Origin of the sequence: Sphingomonas sp. ABOLE, from assembly GCF_003950455.1 — a bacterium.
GTDB classification, from domain to species: domain Bacteria; phylum Pseudomonadota; class Alphaproteobacteria; order Sphingomonadales; family Sphingomonadaceae; genus Sphingomonas; species Sphingomonas trueperi.
In genome coordinates, this window is record NZ_QQWY01000010.1 from 101066 (window position 1) to 122177 (window position 21112).

General features: G+C 69.2%; 15 protein-coding genes. 8 read left to right on the forward strand and 7 right to left on the reverse strand.

The window, feature by feature from the left end:
• Nucleotides 1-69 precede the first annotated feature (69 nt).
• Entirely contained in the window at nucleotides 70-1350 is a 1281-nt protein-coding gene (locus CA234_RS08325) for a PQQ-dependent sugar dehydrogenase (protein WP_126001353.1), read from the forward strand.
• A 186-nt stretch (nucleotides 1351-1536) separates the two neighbouring features.
• On the opposite strand, the gene CA234_RS08330 is transcribed toward CA234_RS08325, so the two are convergent.
• On the reverse strand, nucleotides 1537-1914 hold the full coding sequence (locus CA234_RS08330; RefSeq protein WP_126001354.1) for a PaaI family thioesterase: 378 nt from the start codon (nucleotides 1912-1914) through the stop codon (nucleotides 1537-1539).
• Entirely contained in the window at nucleotides 1911-2363 is a 453-nt protein-coding gene (locus CA234_RS08335; RefSeq protein ID WP_125974996.1) for a PaaI family thioesterase, read from the reverse strand. Before CA234_RS08335 ends, CA234_RS08330 begins: the two co-directional genes overlap by 4 nt.
• A gap of 79 nt (nucleotides 2364-2442) precedes the next feature.
• On the opposite strand from CA234_RS08335, the gene CA234_RS08340 reads away from it, so the two are divergent.
• The 3 genes from CA234_RS08340 to CA234_RS08350 all read left to right on the forward strand — a co-directional run bounded on the left by CA234_RS08340 (nucleotide 2443) and on the right by CA234_RS08350 (nucleotide 4867).
• Nucleotides 2443-3219 carry a crotonase/enoyl-CoA hydratase family protein gene (locus tag CA234_RS08340; RefSeq protein WP_126001355.1) on the forward strand — a complete coding sequence of 259 codons (777 nt, stop codon included), beginning with the start codon at nucleotides 2443-2445 and terminating at the stop codon, nucleotides 3217-3219.
• Between the two features lie 123 nt (nucleotides 3220-3342).
• Nucleotides 3343-4413 carry a chorismate synthase gene (aroC, locus tag CA234_RS08345; RefSeq protein ID WP_125974992.1) on the forward strand — a complete coding sequence of 357 codons (1071 nt, stop codon included), beginning with the start codon at nucleotides 3343-3345 and terminating at the stop codon, nucleotides 4411-4413.
• Between the two features lie 124 nt (nucleotides 4414-4537).
• Nucleotides 4538-4867, forward strand: a complete 330-nt coding sequence (locus CA234_RS08350) for a hypothetical protein (RefSeq protein WP_126001356.1) — start codon at nucleotides 4538-4540, stop codon at nucleotides 4865-4867.
• A gap of 95 nt (nucleotides 4868-4962) precedes the next feature.
• On the opposite strand, the gene CA234_RS08355 is transcribed toward CA234_RS08350, so the two are convergent.
• Nucleotides 4963-6252 (reverse strand): adenylosuccinate synthase, encoded by a 1290-nt coding sequence (locus CA234_RS08355; protein ID WP_126001357.1) that lies wholly within the window; start codon nucleotides 6250-6252, stop codon nucleotides 4963-4965.
• 142 nt (nucleotides 6253-6394) lie between these two features.
• On the reverse strand, nucleotides 6395-9757 hold the full coding sequence (locus CA234_RS08360; RefSeq protein WP_241213370.1) for a PAS domain-containing protein: 3363 nt from the start codon (nucleotides 9755-9757) through the stop codon (nucleotides 6395-6397).
• A gap of 124 nt (nucleotides 9758-9881) precedes the next feature.
• Between CA234_RS08360 and CA234_RS08365 the strand changes: the two genes are divergently transcribed.
• Nucleotides 9882-10889: a fumarylacetoacetate hydrolase family protein gene (locus CA234_RS08365; protein ID WP_125974984.1), complete on the forward strand. Its 1008-nt coding sequence runs from the start codon at nucleotides 9882-9884 to the stop codon at nucleotides 10887-10889.
• Between the two features lie 42 nt (nucleotides 10890-10931).
• Here CA234_RS08365 and CA234_RS08370 read toward each other — a convergent pair whose 3' ends face one another.
• The 3 genes from CA234_RS08370 to CA234_RS08380 form a co-directional block, all read right to left on the reverse strand.
• A complete protein-coding gene (locus CA234_RS08370) occupies nucleotides 10932-14390 on the reverse strand; it encodes an error-prone DNA polymerase (RefSeq protein WP_126001358.1) in 3459 nt (1152 codons plus the stop codon).
• Nucleotides 14391-14398: 8 nt separating this feature from the next.
• Nucleotides 14399-15901 (reverse strand): DNA polymerase Y family protein, encoded by a 1503-nt coding sequence (locus CA234_RS08375; protein WP_241213371.1) that lies wholly within the window; start codon nucleotides 15899-15901, stop codon nucleotides 14399-14401.
• A 619-nt stretch (nucleotides 15902-16520) separates the two neighbouring features.
• Entirely contained in the window at nucleotides 16521-17234 is a 714-nt protein-coding gene (locus CA234_RS08380) for a protein ImuA (protein WP_125975107.1), read from the reverse strand.
• A gap of 246 nt (nucleotides 17235-17480) precedes the next feature.
• On the opposite strand from CA234_RS08380, the gene CA234_RS08385 reads away from it, so the two are divergent.
• Genes CA234_RS08385 through CA234_RS08395 form a run of 3 tightly spaced genes read left to right on the forward strand, consistent with a single transcriptional unit; the run spans nucleotide 17481 to nucleotide 21093 of the window.
• The gene (locus tag CA234_RS08385; protein WP_125974982.1) at nucleotides 17481-18752 is read left to right on the forward strand and encodes a 3-methyl-2-oxobutanoate dehydrogenase (2-methylpropanoyl-transferring) subunit alpha; all 1272 of its coding nucleotides are present in this window, start codon (nucleotides 17481-17483) and stop codon (nucleotides 18750-18752) included.
• Between the two features lie 11 nt (nucleotides 18753-18763).
• A complete protein-coding gene (locus tag CA234_RS08390; protein WP_126001365.1) occupies nucleotides 18764-19768 on the forward strand; it encodes an alpha-ketoacid dehydrogenase subunit beta in 1005 nt (334 codons plus the stop codon).
• 5 nt (nucleotides 19769-19773) lie between these two features.
• Entirely contained in the window at nucleotides 19774-21093 is a 1320-nt protein-coding gene (locus CA234_RS08395) for a dihydrolipoamide acetyltransferase family protein (RefSeq protein ID WP_125974976.1), read from the forward strand.
• Nucleotides 21094-21112: the final 19 nt, after the last annotated feature.

Below are 21112 nucleotides of genomic sequence, written 5' to 3' on the forward strand. Positions count from 1 at the left end.
GAAAGTCGTTGCAACGCGCTGTAAAACCGGCTGCGTTCGCGACCGAACCATCGCCGGAGAGGATTCCCCATGCCCCGTTCGCTGTTGCTGATACCGATATTGTTCGCCACCGCCTGCTCGTCGCCCGGCTCCAATGCCCAGCAGCCGACCGGGACGGCCGACACGCCGACACCGTTGCCGGTGCCGAGCGGCACGCCCGCCCCGCTGCCGGAGGGCGTGCCGTTCACCGCGATCCGCGTCGCCGATTTCGATTCGCCCTTCGCGCTCGCCTTCCTGCCCGACGGCGCCGCACTCGTGACCGAGAAGGCCGGGCAGCTGCAAGTTTGGGAGGTCAACCAGAAGGCGCAGGCGGTGACCGGGGTGCCCAAGGTCGCCGCCGGCGGCCAGGGCGGCCTGCTCGACGTGGCGCCCGCACCGGACTTCGCCAGCAGCAACACCATCTACTTCACCTATTCGGAGCCGCGCGCCAACGGCAGCGCGCTCGCGCTCGCCCGCGCCAAGCTTACCCGCGGCAAGGCGATGGCGCCGCGACTCGACAATGTGGAGGTGCTGTTCCGCTCGGGCGCGGACGGCGACGGCGGCCAGTTCGGCGCGGTGATCGCCTTCGCACCCGACGGCAAGTCGCTGTTCCTCTCCTCGGGCGAGCGCCAGCGCTTCACCCCCGCGCAGGATCCCAACCAGGCGATCGGCAAGATCCTGCACCTGACGCTCGACGGCAAGCCGGCCTCGGACAATCCGGATGCGGGCAAGGTTGGCGCCACCAGCGTGCAGGTTATCGATCCCCCCGAGGACACCGAAGCCGCCAAGACCGCCAAGGGCCGCCCCTTCGCCTTCGACGGCCCCAACCCGGCGCCGGCCGCGATCTGGAGCAGCGGGCATCGCAATCCCTATGGCCTCGTCTTCGATGCGTCGGGCAATCTGTGGGAGCACGAGATGGGCCCGCAGGGCGGCGACGAGCTAAACCTGATCGTCAAGGGTCGCAACTATGGCTGGCCCAACGTCTCGTTCGGCGAGAATTACAACAACAAGCCGATCCCCAAGCCCAAGGCGGGCGACGGCTATGAGCTGCCCAAGCTCCACTGGGCGCCGTCGATCTCGCCCTCGGGGCTGATCTATTACACCGGGAGCGAGTTCCCGCAGTGGAAGGGCTCGCTGCTGATGGGCGCGATGTCCGGCCAAGCCCTCATCCGCATCGCGCTCGACGGCACCAATGCCCGCAAGGCCGACCAGTGGAACCTCGACATGCGCATCCGCGACGTGGCGCAGGGGCCGGACGGCTCGCTCTGGCTGCTGCAGGACGGCGCCAAGGGCGATGGCGGCTGGCTGATGCGGGTGACTCCGAAGAAGTGAAGCCGTGACATTCCTCCCCGGGCGCAGCTCGGGGAGGGGGACCGCCGCCGCAGGCGGTGGTGGAGGGGCCGCCGCGCAAGCGGCGGTTTCCGCTCAATGCCAAGGCGAAGCGCGCCTGGCGGCGCGGCCCCTCCACCACGCTGCTGCGCAGCGCGGTCCCCCTCCCCCGCCGGGGGAGGATTTGCATTACCGCACGATCAAAAAGTTCATCCGCGCGGCGGCGATCGGGCGGTCTTCCTCGTCCTGCCACGCCACCGCGCTGACATTCGCCACCCTGTTGCCCAGCCGCGTCACCGTGCCCCTGGCCCGCGTCTCCTTCTCGCGCCCGCCGCGCATGTAATCGACGGTGACGTTGACCGGCTTCACCTTCGCCCCGCCTTCCGCCTCCAGCGCCTGGAGCAGCGCGCCGACCGCGGCCATCTCGAGCAACCCGCCGATCGCACCGCCGTGCAGGAACCCCGGTCGCCCGACGACATCGCCGGAAAAGGGCATGACCAATACCGGCGCATCCGCGCCCGGCTCGACGGTAAGCCCCAGCAGCTCGGCATAAGGAGGCAGCTTCACCAGTATCCCTCCGCCGCCATGAAGGTGCCGGCGACATGCGCGAGCGGATCGGCCGGATCGCCGTCATGCGCCTGCCCGCGGACGAACGCGATCGAACGCGTCAGCCGATAGCATTCGCAGCGCCCGATCACCGTCTGGCCCGTCCGCGCCGGCCGCAGATAGTCGATCCGGAGGTCGAGCGTCGCATGCGGCAGGAACTTGCCGACCTTGAGCCACACGGCGACGCTGCTCGCCATGTCCATCAGCGCCAGGATCGGCCCCGAGGCGAGCACGCCGGTCTCCTCCTGCCCCACCAGGTCGGCGCGCCAGGGCAGCTCCAGCTCGGACCAGTCGTCGCCATGATCGCGGTGCGCGACACCCAGGCGGCTGCCATGGTTGGGAAAGCGGAGCGCGAAGAAGGCGCGCGGATCGAACCGGGGCGGCGCCGGGGGATCGCTGGACTGGGACATACCCGTTTTTCTAGCGCCACCATCTTGCCCGCGCAAATGCTTCGCCGCACATTGGCGGGCAACAAGAGAGGATGCCGGAATGAGCGAGCGCGTGACCTGGACCATCGAGGGCGGCGTCGCCGATGTGCGGCTGAACCGGCCGGAAAAGATGAACGCGCTCGATCCCGCCATGATCGAAGGACTGCTGACGGCGATCGACACGCTCGGCCAGACCGCCGGCCTGCGCGCGGCGGTCCTTTCCGGCGAAGGCCGCGCCTTCTGCGCGGGGCTGGACATGGCGAGCATGGCCAATGTCGGCGCGGGCGTCGACATCGCGGCGCGGACGCACGGACTGGCCAACAGCTTCCAACAGGTCGCCTGGGGCTGGCGGACGCTGCCAGTGCCCGTGATCGCGGCGGTGCACGGCGTCGCATTCGGCGGCGGGCTGCAGATTGCGAGCGGTGCCGACATCCGGGTCGCCGCACCCGAGACTCGGCTGTCGGTGATGGAGCTGAAATGGGGCATCGTGCCGGACATGGGCGGCTTCGTGCTTTGGCGCGGCACCGTGCGCGACGACGTGCTGCGCGAGCTCACCTATACCGCCCGCGAGTTCGATGCGGCGGACGCGCATACGTTCGGCTTCGTCACCCGGTTGGCGGAGGATCCGCATGCCGAAGCAATGACGCTCGCCCATGCGATCGCCGCTCGCAATCCGGACGCGATCCGCGCCGCCAAGCGCCTCGCCAATCACGAAGGCGACGCAGCCGCGGTATTGCTGGCCGAGAGCGTCGAGCAGGCGGCGCTGCTCCGCACGCCGAACCAGATCGAGGCGGTGACAGCCAACCTGCAGAAGCGCAGCCCCCAGTTCCGCGACTAACACGCCCATACCGCAACTTCAAAAGCTCGCGCTGCTCGCCCCGCCCCCGCCGAACGGGTTGCAGCCGCACGCGACACCTGCGAAACGGCCCGCGGTTTCAACCCAGACGGAGGGCGTGCGCCGATGTCGTTCAACAGCTTCGGTCGCGTGTTCCGCTTCACCACCTGGGGCGAGAGCCATGGCCCCGCGCTCGGCGCGGTGGTCGATGGCTGCCCCCCGGGGCTGAGCTTGAGCGAGGGCGACATCCAGCCCTTTCTCGATCGCCGCCGCCCCGGCCAGTCGCGCTTCACCACGCAGCGGCAGGAGCCGGACCAGGTCCGCATCCTCTCCGGCGTGTTCGGGGGGCGCACCACCGGTACCCCGATCGCGCTGCACATCGACAATGTCGACCAGCGCTCCAAGGACTATTCGGAGGTCGCCAGGGCCTATCGCCCCGGCCATGCCGACTTTGCCTATGACCAGAAATACGGCTTCCGCGACTATCGCGGCGGCGGCCGTTCCTCGGCGCGCGAGACCGCGGCGCGGGTAGCAGCGGGCGCGGTCGCGCGGCTGGTGATCCCGGAGGTGACGATCACCGCCTGGGTCGAAGCGATCGGCGGTGACGCGATCGACTATGCGAAGTTCGACGCGGCCGAGATCGCCAACAACCCCTTCTTCTGCCCCGATCCGGAGGCGGCCGCCCGCTGGGAAGCGCTGGTCGATGCCGCGCGCAAGGACGGCTCCTCGCTCGGCGCCGTCGTCACTTGCGAGGCCACCGGCGTGCCCGCCGGCTGGGGCGCGCCGCTCTACGCCAAGCTCGACAGCGAGTTGGCGGCGGCCTGCATGTCGATCAACGCCGTGAAGGGCTTCGAGATCGGCGACGGCTTCGCGGCGGCAGGCTTGCGCGGCGAGGAGAATGCCGATGCGATGCGGCCGCGCGGCGATGGCGGCGTCGACTTCCTCGCCAACCATGCAGGCGGCATCGCAGGCGGCATCGCCACCGGCCAGCCGGTGCGGATGCGCGTCGCGTTCAAGCCGACCAGCTCGATCCTGATCCCGGTCGAGACCGTCACCCGCGAGGGCGAGGCCAGCGAGATCCGCACCAAGGGCCGCCACGACCCGTGCGTCGGCATCCGCGGCGTACCTGTGGTCGAAGCAATGGTCGCGCTGGTACTGGCGGATCAGAAATTGCTGCATCGGGCGCAGGTCGGCTGATCTTGCGCTCGACTCGGCCCTGACACGTTCGCTTTTATCGGCTAATCGAAATCAACCGATGAGACTTCTTGGGCATTTGATGGTTAACCTTCCGTTGGCATAATCAACAGAAGGATGCCGTGTAATGTACATCAAGACCATTCTTGCCGCTGCTACGCTGATCGCCGCACCGGCCGCCTTCGCGCAGCAGACCACGCCGGGCCAGACGACGCCGGGCGGCTCGACCATGGACCAGAGCACCACGCCGGGCCAGCCGTCGACATCGCCGACCGATCCGTCGATGAACCCGTCGACCACGACGACGCCGGGCGGCACGACCGGTTCGGGCACGATGAGCACGCCGGATTCGTCGACCACGACGACGACCTCGCCCACCGATCCGAGCACGACCACCACGGATTCGACCATGGGTGACCAGACCGGCGACAAGCCGAAGCGCAAGCGTCCGCGCTAATCAGCGTAGTTCGGCGCGGGGCCTTTCCCCCTTTCAGCCCCTCGCCTCGAGCTCCGAGACGCCCGGCCCTCCCTCGAGGGCCGGGCGTTTTCGCGTCAGTCGGCGAAGGGATCTCGGACGAGGATCGTGTCCTCGCGCTCGGGGCTGGTCGAGACCAGCGCCACCGGGCACTGGATCAGCTCCTCGACGCGGCGGATATACTTGATCGCCTGCGCCGGCAGATCGGCCCAGCTGCGCGCACCGAAGGTCGATTCGGACCAGCCTTCCATCGTCTCGTAGATCGGCTCCACCGCCGCCTGGTCGGGCGCACTGGCGGGGTAGTAATCCAGAACCTCACCGTTCAGCCGATAGCCGGTGCAGACCTGGATCTCCTCGAACCCGTCGAGCACGTCCAGCTTGGTCAGCGCGATGCCGGTAATGCCCGAGACCGCGACCGACTGGCGCAGCAGCACCGCATCCAGCCAGCCGCAGCGGCGCTTGCGCCCGGTGACGGTGCCGAACTCGTGGCCGCGCGTGCCGAGCCGTTCGCCCACGTCGTTATCCTGCTCGGTCGGGAACGGGCCCGATCCGACGCGGGTGGTATAGGCCTTGGCGATGCCGAGCACGAAGCCCACCGCACCCGGCCCCATGCCGCTGCCGCTCGCCGCGGTGCCCGACACGGTGTTGGACGAGGTGACGAACGGATAGGTGCCGTGGTCGATGTCGAGCAACACGCCCTGCGCGCCTTCGAACAGGATGCGGCGGCCGCGCGACCGCGCCTCGTTGAGCATCTTCCACACCGGCTGGACGAAGGGCAGCACGAAGCCGGCGATGCCGCGCAGCTCGTTGAGCAGGCCCTCGCGGTCGATCGGCGGCTGGCCGAAGCCGGCGCGCAGCGCATCATGGTGCGCGGCGAGGCGATCGACCTGCGGCCCGATCAAGTCGAGATTGGCGAGATCGCACACCCGAATCGCGCGGCGGCCGACCTTGTCCTCATAGGCGGGGCCGATGCCGCGGCGGGTGGTGCCGATCTTGCCGGCGCCGCTGGCATCTTCGCGCAGCGCATCGAGATCGCGGTGGAAGGGCAGGATCAGCGGGCAGGTATCCGCGATCTTGAGCGTGTCCGGGGTCACGTCGACCCCTTGCTCGCGCAGCTTCTCCACCTCGGCCTTGAGCGCCCAGGGATCGAGCACCACGCCGTTGCCGATCACGCTCGGCGTGCCGCGGACGATGCCCGAGGGGAGCAACGAGAGCTTGTAGACCTTTTCGCCGATCACCAGCGTGTGGCCGGCATTGTGCCCGCCCTGGAAGCGGACGACCACGTCGGCGCGCTCGGCGAGCCAGTCGACGATCTTGCCCTTGCCTTCGTCACCCCATTGGGCGCCGATCACTGCCACATTTGCCATGGATACACGTCCTCCGCCTGCCGGGCGGACCCTGGCCGCCCTTCGACAGGACTCGGCGGCAGGGACTGGTCAACCGGACGCGTCGCCCGAAGCCGCGGCGCGAATGGCGAACGCACGCCCGAAGGTCAAGCCTTTCCTGCCGTCAGCCGTCCAGTGCGGCGCGGATCGCGGTGGCCAGCGCGGCGATGTCGAACGGCTTGGGCAGGATGTTCTCGTCGGCACCCGGATCGGGCGAATCGGGGGCATAGCCGCTGGTGAGCAGCACCTTCAACTCGGGCATGCGCTCGCGCACGCGCGTCGCCAGCTCGCGGCCGCTCATCTCGGGCATCACCACGTCGCTGAACAGCAGCGAGACCTTCTGCCCGCGCTCGAGGAGCCGCAGCGCCTCGATCCCGTCGCGCGCGAAGACCACGCCGTAGCCGAGCTCGCGCAGCGCCTCGACCGAATAGGTGCGCACGCGGTCCTCGTCCTCGACGACGAGGATCACTTCGCTGGACTGCCCGCGCGGAAGCTCGCGCGTGACGCCGCTTGCGGCGGGCGTAGGCACCGCCTCGGGCTGCGCCGGCAGCAGCACCCGCACGCAGGTACCCTTACCGGGTTCGCTCTCGATCGTCACATGCCCGCCCGACTGGCGGACGAAGCCGAACACCTGGCTGAGCCCCAGCCCGGTGCCCTTGCCGACGCCCTTGGTGGTGAAGAACGGATCGAAGGCGCGCGCCGCCACCTCGGGCGGCATGCCCACGCCCGTGTCCCGAATGCGGATCTCGACGAAATCGCCCGCGGCGATCTCGTAGCGGCCAGCCTCGTCGGCCCCGATCGCCACTTGCTCGGTCTCGATCGTCAGCGTGCCGCCCTCGGGCATCGCATCGCGGCCGTTGACCGCAAGGTTGAGCACGACATTTTCCAGCTGGTTGCGGTCTGCCACCACAGGATCGAGCCGACGGGCGAACTGCGTCTCGATCACCACGCCTTCGCCCAGCGTGCGCACCAGCAGCTCGATCATCCCGCCGAGCATGTCGTTGACGTCAAGCGCGGTCGGCGCCAGCGGCTGGCGGCGCGAAAAGGCGAGCAGCCGCTGGGTCAGCGCCGCCGCGCGGCTCGCCCCGTCGCGCGCCGCGACGAGATAGCGGTCGATATCGGTCCGCCCCTGCGCGACGCGGCGCTCCATCAGGTCGAGCGCGCCGATCACCACCGCGAGCATATTGTTGAAATCATGCGCGATGCCGCCGGTCAGCTGCCCCACCGCCTCCATCTTCTGCGCCTGGCGAAGCTGCGCCTCGGCGGCCATCAGCCGCTCGGTCCGCTCGCGCACGGCGGCCTCCAGTTCCTCGCGCGAGCGGGCGAGCACTTCGCGCGCGTCGACGATGTCCTGGATGTCGGTGCTGGTGCCGAACCAGCGCACGATGCGGCCGGTCTCGTCGCGCAGCGGCTGCGCGCGGCCCAGCGCCCAGCGATAGATGCCGCTATGGTGCCGCATGCGATATTCGATGCGATAGAGGTCGCCGGTTTGAACGCAATGCTGCCACGCCGCCGCCGCGCGGCGCTGGTCGCCGGGGTGAAGCACCGTCCCCCATGCATCGCCATCGGTGCTGCCGCGCTCGACGCCGGTATAATCGTACCAGCGATCATTGTAGAAATCGACCGCGCCTTCGGCATCGGCCGACCAGACCATGTGATCGATCGAATTGGTGATCGCGCGGAACTTCGCCTCGCTCTCGCGCAGCGCCAGCACCGCACCGGCGCGCTCGACCGAATCCCAGGTGGTCTCGACCACTGTCTCGACGAAGGCGATCTCCTCCGGCCGCCAAGCCCGCGGCCCCGCGCCATTGGCGTAGAAGGTCGCCACCCACTGCCCGCCGCGCAGCAACGGCACGCCGATCGCCGAGGGCGAAAGCTTGCTCAGCTCGGTATGCGGGAATTCGGTGCTGCTGTCGTCGAAGGTGATGGTGCGGCCCTGCCGATAGCGCTCGACCAGCGGCGCCACCGCATCCAGCCGCCACTGGCCCGCGAGCTTGGGCAGGCTGCCGTCGGTCCAGCACGGGCCCAGGTGGATCACTTCGCCCGCCACCCGGTAGAATCCGACACGCGCGAGGCCCAGCCTGGCCCCCAGTTCGGCCGCGGTGAGTTCCATGATCGCGTCGGGCATGTCGAGCGCGCGCTGACGCTCGGCCAGGCCGTGCAGGAAGGACTGCGACTCGGTTGCGGAGCGCAGATCGTCTGCGGCGTCCTGCGCGGCTTCCTCGGCAAGCTTGCGGTCGGTAATGTCGAAGCTGACGCCGGGGAAGCGGACCGGATGCCCCTCGGCATCGAAGGTGCAGCGCCCCTGGGTGAGCAGCCAGCGCACCTCGCCATCGGCCCGCAATACGCGGAATTCGAGCTTGAGCGGTGCGCGGTCGGCGATCGACTGGCGTACCTCCATCGCGATGCGCGCGCGATCGTCGGGATGGATGAAGTTGAGCACCGCATCGAACGCGCCGCCACGGGCGACGCGCTCCGGGTCGATGCCGAACAGCGCGGCGAAACGCTCGTCGCCGGTCACCCGGCCACTTTCCGCCGTCCAGTCCCAGGTACCGATCCCCGTCGATGCGTTGAGCGCGAGCTGCAGCCGCTCCTCGCTCCGCCGCAACGCTTCTTCGGCGGCGGCGCGCTCGGTGATGTCGGCGGCGGCGACGAAGATGCCGGTGCAGGCGCCGAGCGAATCCTTGATCGGCTGATAGGCGAAATCGAGTACGCGGCGCTCGGGCGGGCTGCCTTGCCGGCGCTGGAGCAAAATCTCGCGGCCGAGCGCGCGATAGGGCTCGCCACTGCGATAGACCTGGTCGAGGATCGCGACATAGCCCTGCTCGACCACCTCGGGCAGGGCCTCGGCAACCGATTGCCCCACCACCGCCTCGCGGCCGATCAGGTCCAGATATGCGGGATTGGCGAGGACGAAGCGATGCTCCGGCCCGTCGAGCAGCGCCACCGCGCCGGGCGCCTGCGCGAAATAGTCGCGCAGCCGCTCGATCTCGGCCTGCTGGGCGCGCTCGGCGAGCACCACCCGCGTTGTCTCGTTGCCCTGGTTGAGAATGCCGAGCACGCGGCCCTCGGCGTCGCGGATCGGCGTGAAGCTGTAGTTCCACCACGTATCGCACGGCACGCCGTCGCGTGCCATCCGCAGCAGCTGGTCGTAGACTGCGAAACCGCGACCGGTGGCGACCACGTCCTCCATCTGCGGGCCGACCACGTCCCAGATCTCCGCCCAGACCTCGCCTCCCGCACGCCCCAACGCCCAGGGATGGCGATCCGCCGCGATCGGCGCCCAGGCATCGTTGTAGAGCAGGCGGAACTCGGGCCCCCAATAGAGCGCTTTGGGGAAACGCGAGGCGAGCATCATGTCGACGGTGATGCGCAGCGGCTCGCACCAGGTGTCGGGCGCACCGAACGGATGGCGCGACCAGTCGAACGTGCGGAGGCGTTCGGCCATCTCGCCGCTATGATCCAAAAAGCGAAGCGGGGCGGCCATGTGCAATTCGTTGATCATGGCCCGCCCCTAAGTCAATGCGACTGGGCAAAATACGTAGCAACGGGGTACGGTTCCGTGGCGAGCGAAGTTGCCCTATGGCGACCGCCGAAGGAGATGGTGTCAAATGAAACTAGCCAGCCTCAAGCAGGGCCGCGACGGCAAGCTCGTCGTCGTCTCGAACGATCTCGCCTGGTGCGCCGACGCCAGCCACATCGCCCCGACGCTGCAGGCCGCGCTCGACGATTGGGCGCGGGTGGAAGGCGATCTGCGCAATCTCGCCACCGATCTCGAGCATGAGACCATCCCGATGATGCGCTTCCACGAGCGCCAGGCATCGGCACCCCTGCCCCGCGCCTATCAATGGGCGGACGGCTCGGCTTATGTGAACCATGTCGCGCTGGTGCGGCAGGCGCGCGGTGCCGAGCTGCCCGAGAGCTTCTGGCAGGATCCGCTGATGTACCAGGGCGGATCGGACGGCTTCCTGGGCCCGCGCGATTCGATTCCTCTGAAGGACGAGAGCTGGGGCTGCGACCTCGAAGCCGAAGTGGTGGTCGTGACCGGCGACGTGCCGCTGGGGGCCAGCCGTGAAGAGGCGCTGGCGGGGGTGCGGCTGATCGGCCTCACCAACGACGTGTCCCTGCGCAACCTCATCCCCGGCGAACTCGCCAAGGGCTTCGGCTTCTTCCAGTCCAAGCCGGCCAGCGCCTTCTCGCCGGTGTTCGTGACGCCCGACGCACTGGGCGACTGGTGGCAGGACGGCAAGCTCCACCGCACGCTGATGGTCGACCTCAACGGCAAGCCCTTCGGCCGTGTCGCGGCGGGCGAGGACATGACCTTCGATTTCGGCACGCTGATCGCCCATGCCGCCAAGACGCGCGCACTGGGCGCAGGCACGATCATAGGATCGGGCACCGTCTCCAACCGCGACGCCGATGGCGGCCCGGGCAAGCCGATCGGCGAGGGCGGCAAGGGCTATTGCTGCCTCGCCGAGGTGCGCACCGTCGAGACGATCCTGCGCGGCGCGGCCGAGACGCCGTTCCTCAAGGCGGGCGACACGATCCGCATCTGGGCAGAGGACGACAAGCACCACCCGATCTTCGGCACGATCGAGCAGACGGTGGTGGCGGACTGATCTGCGCGGGAGCGGTCTCCAGCGGGAAAGCCGCTCCCGCCATCAGTGGAAATCGTGCGACTTGATGGGAATGAGGTCCTCGCGCCGCGATGGCCAGCTCTCTGGGGTCCGCTGCTTGGGATAGGCATGGGCGGGATCGGTGGCGCGGATGACCTTCCGATCACGCGAGTCGATCGTGCCGCCATGCGTCGCGCCGTCGCCCGGCATCGTCATCCGCGGCAGGTCGAGCGCACCGACGCTGCGCAGCAGGTCGGTCAGGTCGGTGATCGTCTCGGCGATCAGGTGCAGCACCTCGCCCTCACGCTGGAGCCGGCCGCGCACCGCAATCATCGGCGCGGCGAGGATGATCGGGCGGTAGAGCGCGAAGCGCGCCGGCCAGACGATCGCATTGGCGATTCCGCTCTCGTCCTCCAGCGTCAGGAAGATGCTCTTGGCGCTGCCCGGCTTCTGGCGGACGAGGACGATACCTGCAACTTCCACGCGCGCACCGTCCTTGAGCGTCCTGAGGTCGCCGCACGGCCGGATCCGCCGCGCGGCGAGCGTCCCTCGGAGGAAGTGCAGCGGGTGCGCGCGGAGACTCAGCTGGGTAGCGCGATAGTCCTCCACCACCTCGCGCCCGGCAGTGAGCGGGGTCAGCGTCACCGCGGGCTCGGCCGCCTGGATCGGGCCTTCGATCCCGGCGAACAGCGGCAGCGGCGTCTGGTCGAGGGCCTTGATCGCCCAGAGCGCCTGGCGGCGATCCTGGCCGAAGCAGCGGAAGCCATCGGCGCGCGCGAGCTTCTCCAGCGCGGCGGGGGAGACGCGGGCGCGGCGCCACACATCCTCGATCGAGGTGAAGGGCCGCTCGGCGCGCGCGACGAGGATCGCCTCGGCATCGCGGGCGGAGAGGCCCTGCACCACCCGCATGCCGAGGCGAAGGGGGAGCAACCCAAGATCCTCCCCCAGCTTGCTGGGGGAGGGGGACCGCTCGGCGGAGCCGAGGGGTGGAGGGGCCGCGCCGAAGGCGCGGGTCTCGCCGACCTCGTCGTCCCACCGCCGCTGGCGCGGCGGCCCCTCCACCATGTGCTGGCGCACATGGTCCCCCTCCCCGAGCTTCGCCCGGGGAGGAATGGTGGCCCCCAACACCCGCGTATCCCAGTCGCTGTCGTTGACGCATACCGCGCGCACCTCGACGCCATGCTCCCGCGCATCGCGGACGATCTGCGCCGGGGCATAGAAGCCCATCGGCTGCGCGTTGAGCAGCGCCGCGCAGAAGATGTCGGGATGGTGGCACTTCATCCAGCTCGACGCATAGGCGATCTTGGCGAAGCTCGCCGCATGGCTCTCGGGAAAGCCGTAGCTGCCAAAGCCCTCGATCTGCTTGAAGGTGCGCTCGGCGAAGTCCTGGGTATAGCCCTTCTCCAGCATCCCGCTGATCATCTTCTCCTTGAAATGCGTGACGCCGCCGGTTGACTTGAACGTCGCCATCGCGCGGCGCAGGGCATCGGCCTCGGCCGGCTTGAAGCCCGCGCCGACGATGGCGACCTTCATCGCCTGTTCCTGGAACAGCGGCACGCCGAAGGTCTTCTCCAACACGTCGCGCAGTTCCTCGCTCGGATACTCGACCGCTTCCTTGCCCTCGCGCCGGCGCAGATAGGGATGCACCATGTCGCCCTGAATCGGCCCCGGCCGCACGATCGCGACCTGGATGACGAGGTCATAGAACTCCTTGGGCTTCAACCGCGGCAGCATCGACATCTGCGCGCGGCTCTCGATCTGGAAGGTGCCGAGCGTGTCGGCCTTCTGGATCATCGCGAAGGTCGCGGGATCGTCCTCCTGCATCGCATCCGAAGCGAGCGTCAGCTTAACGCCCTTGTGCTGCTCGAGCAGATCGAACGCGCGCCGCATGCAGCCGAGCATGCCGAGCCCAAGAATGTCGACCTTCATCAGGCCGAGCTCCTCGATATCGTCCTTCTCCCATTCGATCACCCGCCGGTCGACCATCGCCGCCGGTTCGATTGGCACGATCTCGTCGAGATTGGCCTGGGCCAGCACGAAGCCGCCCGGATGCTGCGAACGGTGGCGCGGCGTACCGATCAGCTGGCGGGCAAGGTCGAGCGTCAGCGCGAGGCGCGGTTCGCTGGCGTCGAGGTTGAGCGCGGCGGCATCGGCCTCGCTCACGCCTTCGTTCGACCAGCCCCAGACCTGCCCCGCCAGCCCGGCGGTGACGTCCTCGGGCAACCCCAGCGCCTTGCCGACCTCGCGCACCGCCCCCCTCGTACGATAGCGGCTGACCACGGCGGTGAGCGCGGCATGGCGTTCGCCATAGGTCTCGTAGATCCACTGGATCACTTCCTCGCGCCGCTCATGCTCGAAATCGACGTCGATATCGGGGGGCTCGTCGCGGTCCTCGGAGATGAATCGCTCGAACAGCAATTTGTGCACCACCGGATCGATCGAGGTGACGCCGAGCAGGAAGCAGATCAGCGAATTGGCCGCGCTCCCGCGCCCCTGGCACAGAATCTCCTGCGCGCTGGCGAAGCGGACGATCGAGTGGACGGTGAGGAAATAGGGCGCGTAGCCGCATTTCTCGACCAGCCGCAGTTCCTTCTCCAGCAGTTCGGCATATTCGACCGGTGGCCCTTCCGGGAACTTCGCGGCGAGCGCATCGCGGGCGAGCTTGGCCAGCGCCGCCTGCGGGCTGCGGCCGGACATCACCACTTCGTCCGGGTAGCGATAGAGCTTGCCGAGCTCGCGGGGATTGAAGGCGCAGCGTTCGACTATCGCCTCCACCGCCTGCAGCGCCTCGGGCCAGGCGGCGAAGCGGCGTGCCATTTCGTGCGGGGGCTTGAGGTGCCGATCCGCACTGCGGGCGCGGCGGAAGCCGAGATCGTCGACCGTGCTGGTGTGGCGGATCGCGGTCATCACGTCGTGCAGCATCCGCCGGTCCGGATGATGATAGAGCACGTCGCCGGTGGCGAGCGGGGTAAGGCCATGCGCGGCGGCGGCCTCTGCCAGGCCATGCAGCCGCATCGCCTCCTGCGGCCGGCGATGGCGGGTGAGCGTGACATGGCCGCGCTCCCCGAACACATCCGCCATCCAGCGCAGCGCCGCCGGGTCGCCGCTATCCGCCATGCCGGGCACCAGCGCGGCGACAAGTCCGTCGGCATGCCCCGCGACATCCTCCCAATGGAGGAAGCACTGCCCCTTCTCGCCATGCTGCGCATCCGCCCGCGCCTTGCCGATGCTGAGCAGCCGGGTGAGCCGCGACCAGGCGGCGAGATCCTCGGGCCAGACCAGCACCCCGCTGCCGTCGGTCAGGTCCAGCCGGCAGCCGGTGACCAGCCGCACGCCGGTTGCCTCCGCCGCGACCAGCCCGCGGACGATGCCGCCGACGCTGTTGTGATCGGTAATGCCCAGCGCGGGCATGCCGAACGCCGCCGCCGCCTCGAACAGCTCCGAAGGCGCGGAGGCGCCGCGCAGGAAGGAATAATGGCTGGTGGCCTGGAGTTCGGAATACATGGCCGTGCTCACCCGAACAGGCCGTGGAGATACCAGCTGAGATCGCCAGTCACCGCGCGCTCGCCATCGCCCTGGCGGAACAGCCAGTAGCGGCGGCCGCGCTCGTCTTCGACGCGGAAATAGTCGCGCGTGGCATGGGTCTCCACCGCGCGCTTCCACCATTCGCCATGGATACGCTCGGGCCCGTCGGCGCGGACCACCTCGTGCTGCTCGCCGCGCCAGGTGAAGCGGCGCGGCGGCTGGTCGGGCAGCGCTGCGACGACATGGTCGAGCCGCTCGGGCCGGCGGAGCAGGCGGATCGGGCGCGGCCATTCGGGGTGCCAGGGCGGCAGCGGAGCGTGCCGATCCAGCTGGCGGACATCGTCGGCCTTGAGCGGCGGGGCTTCGCGCTCGGGCGGATCGAGCGGCGGGAGGGCGGCGGCCGAGCGTTCGGGCACATCGCTTTCCACCGGCCGCATCCGCCACAGCCGCGCCATGCCGATCCGCGTCGCCAGCGTGTCGATCAGCGGCGCGAGATCGGGCACCGTCTCGGCATCCAGCCGCTCGTCGACCGGCAGCGCGCCCAGCGGTTCGCTGCGCAGCAAATGCAGCGTCATCGCATCGAGGCCATAGCCGGGTTCGATGCTGTCGATGCGGCGGGCGAGCAGGCGGAGAAGATGCGCGGGATCGCGGCTGGCGCGGGCGAGGCCGATGCCGATCCGCTGCGGCACGCCGTCGACCCGGTCGGCGACCAGCCCGATTCGGCGCGCGCCCTGCCCGGCTTCCGCCAGCGCTTCGGCGAGGCGGCGGACGAGGTCGCCCAGCCAGTGCGCGATCGCCTCGGGGGTGGCGATCGGCTCGGCGAAGCGCTGGGTGACGGCGATCGGCTCGGGCGGGGTGACCGGGGCGACCGGTTCGGGAATACGGCCCAGCGCCTGGTCGAGCCGCGCGGCGATTGTGGTACCGAAGCGGCGGACCAGCGGCGCGCGGGGGAGCGCCGCGAGCTGGCCGATGCTGTCGACGCCAAGGCGGTGGAGCAGGTCCAGCGCATCGCCCTCCAGCCGCAGCGCCTCGACCGGCAGCGGGGCCAGCCACGCGCCATGCTCGCCGGGCGGGCAAAGGAGGAGCGTCTCGGGACGGAAGCGCGCAAAGGCCCAGGCGGCGCCGGGCGTGTCGGCGGCGGCGATCCTGGCGGCAAAGCCCAGCCGAGCGAGCAGCGCGTGCAACCGGCGCAGCATCCTGGCTTCGCCGCCATGGAGATGGGCGACGCCGGTCAGGTCGAGGAACAGCAGGTCCTCGCCGGCGAGGGTGACGCTGGGCGACCAGCGCCGCGCGAGGCTGTGCGCCAGCCGTTCTAGATCGGCGCGGTCGCCGTGCGGGTCGGCAGGGTCGACGCGGAGCGCGGGCACCAGCGCGCGGGCCTGGGTGAGCGCCATGCCGATGCGGATGCCCGCGGTCATTGCTGCGGGGCAGGCGGCGGCGACTTCGCTGCGGCTGCCGGTGCGGCGGGAGAGGACGCGGGGAGTCTCCACACCTCCTTCGTCATCCCGGCGAAAGCCGGGATCCATTCGCCTGGCGGTCTCGGCTTCTTCTTCGACGGAGAAGGCAATGGATCCCGGCTTTCGCCGGGATGACGATTGGGGGGGCGGCACAGGTGGAGCAGCGACCGAAACAACCCCACGTGATGTCAGCGCCAACCCCACCTCACCCGGCATCGCCCCGCCCTCGTCGGGCCGCATCCGCTTGAAGGCGTGGTCCGCCGCCTCGCTCCGCCGACCGAGCTCGCGCAGCGGCGGTCGCTGGTGCGGCGGCAGCGCAGCGATGGCAGCATCGCGCGCGGCCCGTGCCCAGCGCGCGCCCGGCCGCCAGCCGCCGCCGCGCTGGACGGAGCAGGCGGCCTCCTGCTCGGCTGAGGCGAGCGCCTGAACGGAAGCGAGATGCTCGCCACTTTCGCTCCCCTCCCGCTTGCGGGAGGGACTGACGTGGAGGGGGTGGACTATGCTGAGATCAGCCCCTCCCCCGCCCCCCCCCGCAAGCGGAAGGGGAGCGCAGGTGGCAATGGCATGCGCATGCGTGGCGTCAGCCTGTCTCGCATGCGGGGCAGGAACGGAAGCCGGGCGATCCTGAATAGTTGCGTCTTGGTGCGCCCGCTCAGGCGGCGGCAGCGCGCGCCGCTCGGCCCGCCGCGCGCGGTCGAGCGACCAGTGGGGCAGGAAGAGCGCAGCGACCCGTTGCATCGCAGGCCTCCACCAAGAGTTGGAACGATTCCCCCCCACGTTGCCGCGCCAGCGACAGCTCCCAGCGCGGCCGCCCGACCCCCTCCACCGGCAGCGGTGCCGACGGCGCGCAGCCGATCCGCCACCGCGTCACCGCGGCGGACGGCGCACCCAAGGGATCGCTCCCTTCGCGCGCATGGCGCTTGAGCAGCAAGGCGATCGTGCGCCCCCCCTCGGCCACCAGTTGCAGCCGCCGCGTCGCCGGCATGGCCAGCCGCTTCACTTCGCCGATCACCGCGCCGAGGCCGCGATGGCGCAGCCCCTCTTCCATGATCGCGAGCAGTTCGTCGTCGTCGCGCGCCTCGGCATAGATCACGCGCTTGGGATCGAGCCCGACCTGCGCCAGCCCCGGGGCGAACAGGTCGCGCCGTCGCACCACCCACAGCACCGGCCCCCAGCAGCGCGCGGCGATTCCGCCCAGGAAGGTGGTGGCGGCGCAATCGTCGGTCAGATCGGGCGTGGCGCCGGCAATCTCGTGCAGCGCATCGAGCCGCAGACCCCCGTCCGCCAGCTTCGCATCGAGCCGCTCCAGCCCGAAGGGCAGCACCGGGCGCCGACGGAATCCGGTGCCGTCGATGGCGCTGAGCATTGCGCGCAACTGGTCGAGAGTGGCAGGATCGGGCACGGCGACTCGCTCGGGGGTTGATGACAGGTCCGACTCGTTCGTTCCTATTTTGTTCCAATTCTACCGCGAGTCAATCGGACTCCGGACCTCAAATTTTTAGGCCAGCCCTGCTGCCCCATCTCGACAGGCCGATTGAAATTTTATAACAAGCTCGTGAAATCGAGTTCCGTGCGTTGTCCGTGGCGACACGGCCGAATTTATGGAGAGACCATGACGGTGGACGCCCCGCGCGCCAACCTGCCGCCCTTATCGCTGCACGTGCCCGAGCCGCGCTTTCGCCCCGGCGACGAGGCCGACTTCAGCGATCTTGCGATCCCGCCCGCCGGCGCAGCACGCCGCCCGGACACCGCCGAGCCGGCCGATCGATTCCACGAACTCGCCTATGGCCTGATCCGCGTCCTCGACGACGAAGGCAACGCCGTCGGCCCCTGGGATCCGCGGCTCGATGCAGAGGCGAAGCGGAAAATGCTGCGCAGCATGGCGCTCACCCGCGCCTTCGACGAACGCATGTTCCGCGCCCAGCGCCAAGGCAAGACCAGCTTCTACATGAAGTCGACCGGCGAGGAGGCGGTGTCGGTTTCCGCCGCACTGGCCATGGCCGGCGACGACATGTGCTTCCCCAGCTATCGCCAGCAGGGCATCCTCATCACCCGCGGCTATCCGCTGGTCGAGATGATGAACCAGATCTACTCGAACAAGGGCGATCCGCTGCAGGGCCGGCAGCTGCCGATCATGTATTCGTCGAAGGAGACCGGGTTCTTCTCGATCTCCGGCAACCTCGCCACCCAATATCCGCAGGCGGTGGGCTGGGCGATGGCGAGCGCGGCGCGCGGCGACACGCGCATCGCCGCCACCTGGTGCGGCGAAGGCTCGACCGCGGAAGGCGACTTCCACTCGGCGCTGACCTTCGCCACCGTCTACCGCGCCCCGGTGATCTTCAACGTCGTCAACAACCAGTGGGCGATCTCGAGCTTCTCCGGCTTCGCGGGTGCCGAGGCGACCACCTTCGCGGCACGCGCGATCGGCTATGGCATCGCGGGCTTGCGCGTCGACGGCAACGACGCGCTGGCGGTCTATGCGGCGACGGAGTGGGCGGCCGAGCGCGCGCGGACCAACCAGGGCCCGACGCTTATCGAGCATTTCACCTACCGCGCCGAGGGCCATTCGACCTCGGACGATCCCAGCGCCTATCGCTCGGCCGGCGAGTCCAATGCCTGGCCGCTCGGCGACCCGATCCGGCGGCTCAAGGACCATCTGATCGGCCTCGGCGAATGGGACGAGGAACGCCATGCGGCGATGGACCTCGAGCTCGCCGAGACGGTGAAGCGCGCGCAGAAGGAAGCCGAGAAGAACGGTATCCTCGGCCACGGCATGCACCAGCCGTTCGAGACGATGTTCGAGGGCGTGTTCGAAGACATGCCCTGGCACTTGAAGGAACAGAGCGACCAGATGATCGCCGAGCGCAAGGCGGCCGGGATTTGACCGCCCCCCGCATGAACATGATCCAGGCGATCAACTCCGCCATGGACGTGATGATGGAACGCGACGACCAGGTCGTCGTGATGGGCGAGGATGTCGGCTATTTCGGCGGCGTGTTCCGCGCGACCGCCGGGCTCCAGGCCAAATACGGCAAGACCCGCGCGTTCGACACGCCGATCACCGAGATCGGCATCATCGGCGTGGCGATCGGGATGGGTGCCTATGGCCTGCGCCCCGTGCCCGAGATCCAGTTCGCCGATTACATCTACCCGGCGCTCGACCAGCTCGTCTCCGAGGCGGCGCGGCTGCGCTATCGCTCGAACGGCGACTTCACCGCGCCGATCACGGTGCGCTCGCCCTATGGCGGCGGGATCTTCGGCGGGCAGACGCACAGCCAGTCGCCCGAGGGCATCTTCACCCATGTCTCGGGCATCAAGACGGTGATCCCGTCGACCCCCTATGACGCCAAGGGCCTGCTGATCGCCGCGATCGAGGACAACGACCCCGTCCTCTTCCTCGAGCCCAAGCGCATCTATAATGGCCCGTTCGACGGCCATTATGATCGCCCGGCCAGGAACTGGACCGCCCACCCCGCGAGCGAGGTGCCCGAGGGCTATTACCGCGTCGAACTCGGCAAGGCCGCGACCGTCCGCGCTGGCGAGGCGGTGACCATCCTCTGCTACGGCACGATGGTGCATGTGGTCGCCGCGACGATCGAGGAGCTGGGCGTCGATGCCGAGATCCTCGACCTGCGCACGCTGGTGCCGCTCGACATCGAAGCGATCGAAGCCTCGGTCAAGAAGACCGGCCGCTGCATGATCGTCCATGAGGCGACGCGCACCTCCGGCTTCGGCGCCGAGCTTTCGGCCTTGGTGCAGGAGCGCTGCTTCTACCATCTCGAAGCGCCGATCGCCCGCGTCACCGGCTTCGACACGCCTTATCCCCACAGCCTCGAATGGGCCTATTTCCCGGGTCCGGTGCGGATCCGCGAGGCGCTCAACAAACTCCTCAAGGACTGACGCCCATGGCTCGTTTTACCTTTCGTCTGCCGGACATCGGCGAAGGCATTGCCGAGGCCGAGATCGTCGCCTGGCACGTGAAGATCGGCGACCGCGTCGAGGAAGACATGGCTGTCGCCGACATGATGACCGACAAGGCCACCGTGGAGATGGAATCGCCCGTCTCCGGCGTGGTGGTCGAGCTCGCCGGCGCGGTCGGCGACCAGGTGCCGATCGGCGCGGCGCTGATGGTGATCGAGGTTGAGGGTGAGGCTGCGGCCGAGACGGAGACGCCGGTCAAGGAGCAGGTCGAGGCCGAGAATCCGGGCGTGGAGGAAGTAGCGGACGCTGTCTCCAACGCTCCCCTCCCGCTTGCGGGAGGGGCCGGGGGTGGGCCCTCGCTCACCACCAGCGATGCGCCTGCGGATGCCGGGGGCCCACCCCCCAGCCCCCTCCCGCACGCGGGAGGGGGAGCGCAGGAGACGAAAGTCCTCGCCTCCCCGGCCGTGCGTGCCCGCGCGGCGGATCTCGGCATCGACCTGGCGAGCGTGAAGCCCGCCGAGGGCGACCGCATCCGCCACGCCGATCTCGATGCCTTCCTCCGCTATGGCAGCGCGCAGGGCTATCACGCGCCGCACGCCAGCCGTGCCCGCGAGGATCAGCCGGTGAAGGTGATCGGTATGCGCCGCCGCATCGCCGAGAACATGGCCGCGTCGAAGCGCGCCATCCCCCACTTCACCTATGTCGACGAGATCGACGTCACCGCGCTGGAAGCGATGCGCGCCGACCTCAACGACAATCGCGGCCAGCGCCCCAAGCTGACCATGCTGCCGTTCCTGATCGTCGCGCTGTGCCGCACGCTGCCCGACTTCCCGATGCTCAACGCGCGCTATGACGACGAGGCCGGCGTGGTCACCCGCCATGGCCGCGTCCATCTCGGCATGGCGACGCAGACCGATGCGGGGCTGATGGTGCCGGTGATCCGCGATGCGCAGGACAGGAATGTCTGGCAGCTGGCGAGCGAGATCACCCGCCTCGCCGAGGCGGCGCGCACCGGCAAGGCGAAGTCGGAGGAACTGAGCGGCTCCACCCTCACCGTCACCTCGCTTGGGCCCCTCGGCGGCATCGCGACGACGCCGGTGATCAACCGGCCCGAAGTGGCGATCATCGGCCCGAACAAGATCGTCGAGCGCCCCGTCTTCCACGGCGACGACATCGTTCGCGCCAAGCTGATGAACCTGTCGATCAGCTGCGACCACCGCGTCGTCGACGGCTGGGATGCGGCGAGCTTCGTCCAGGCGGTGAAGAAGCTGCTGGAAACGCCGGTCCTGCTGTTCGCCGACTGAGCATGGCGCATGTCCTGCT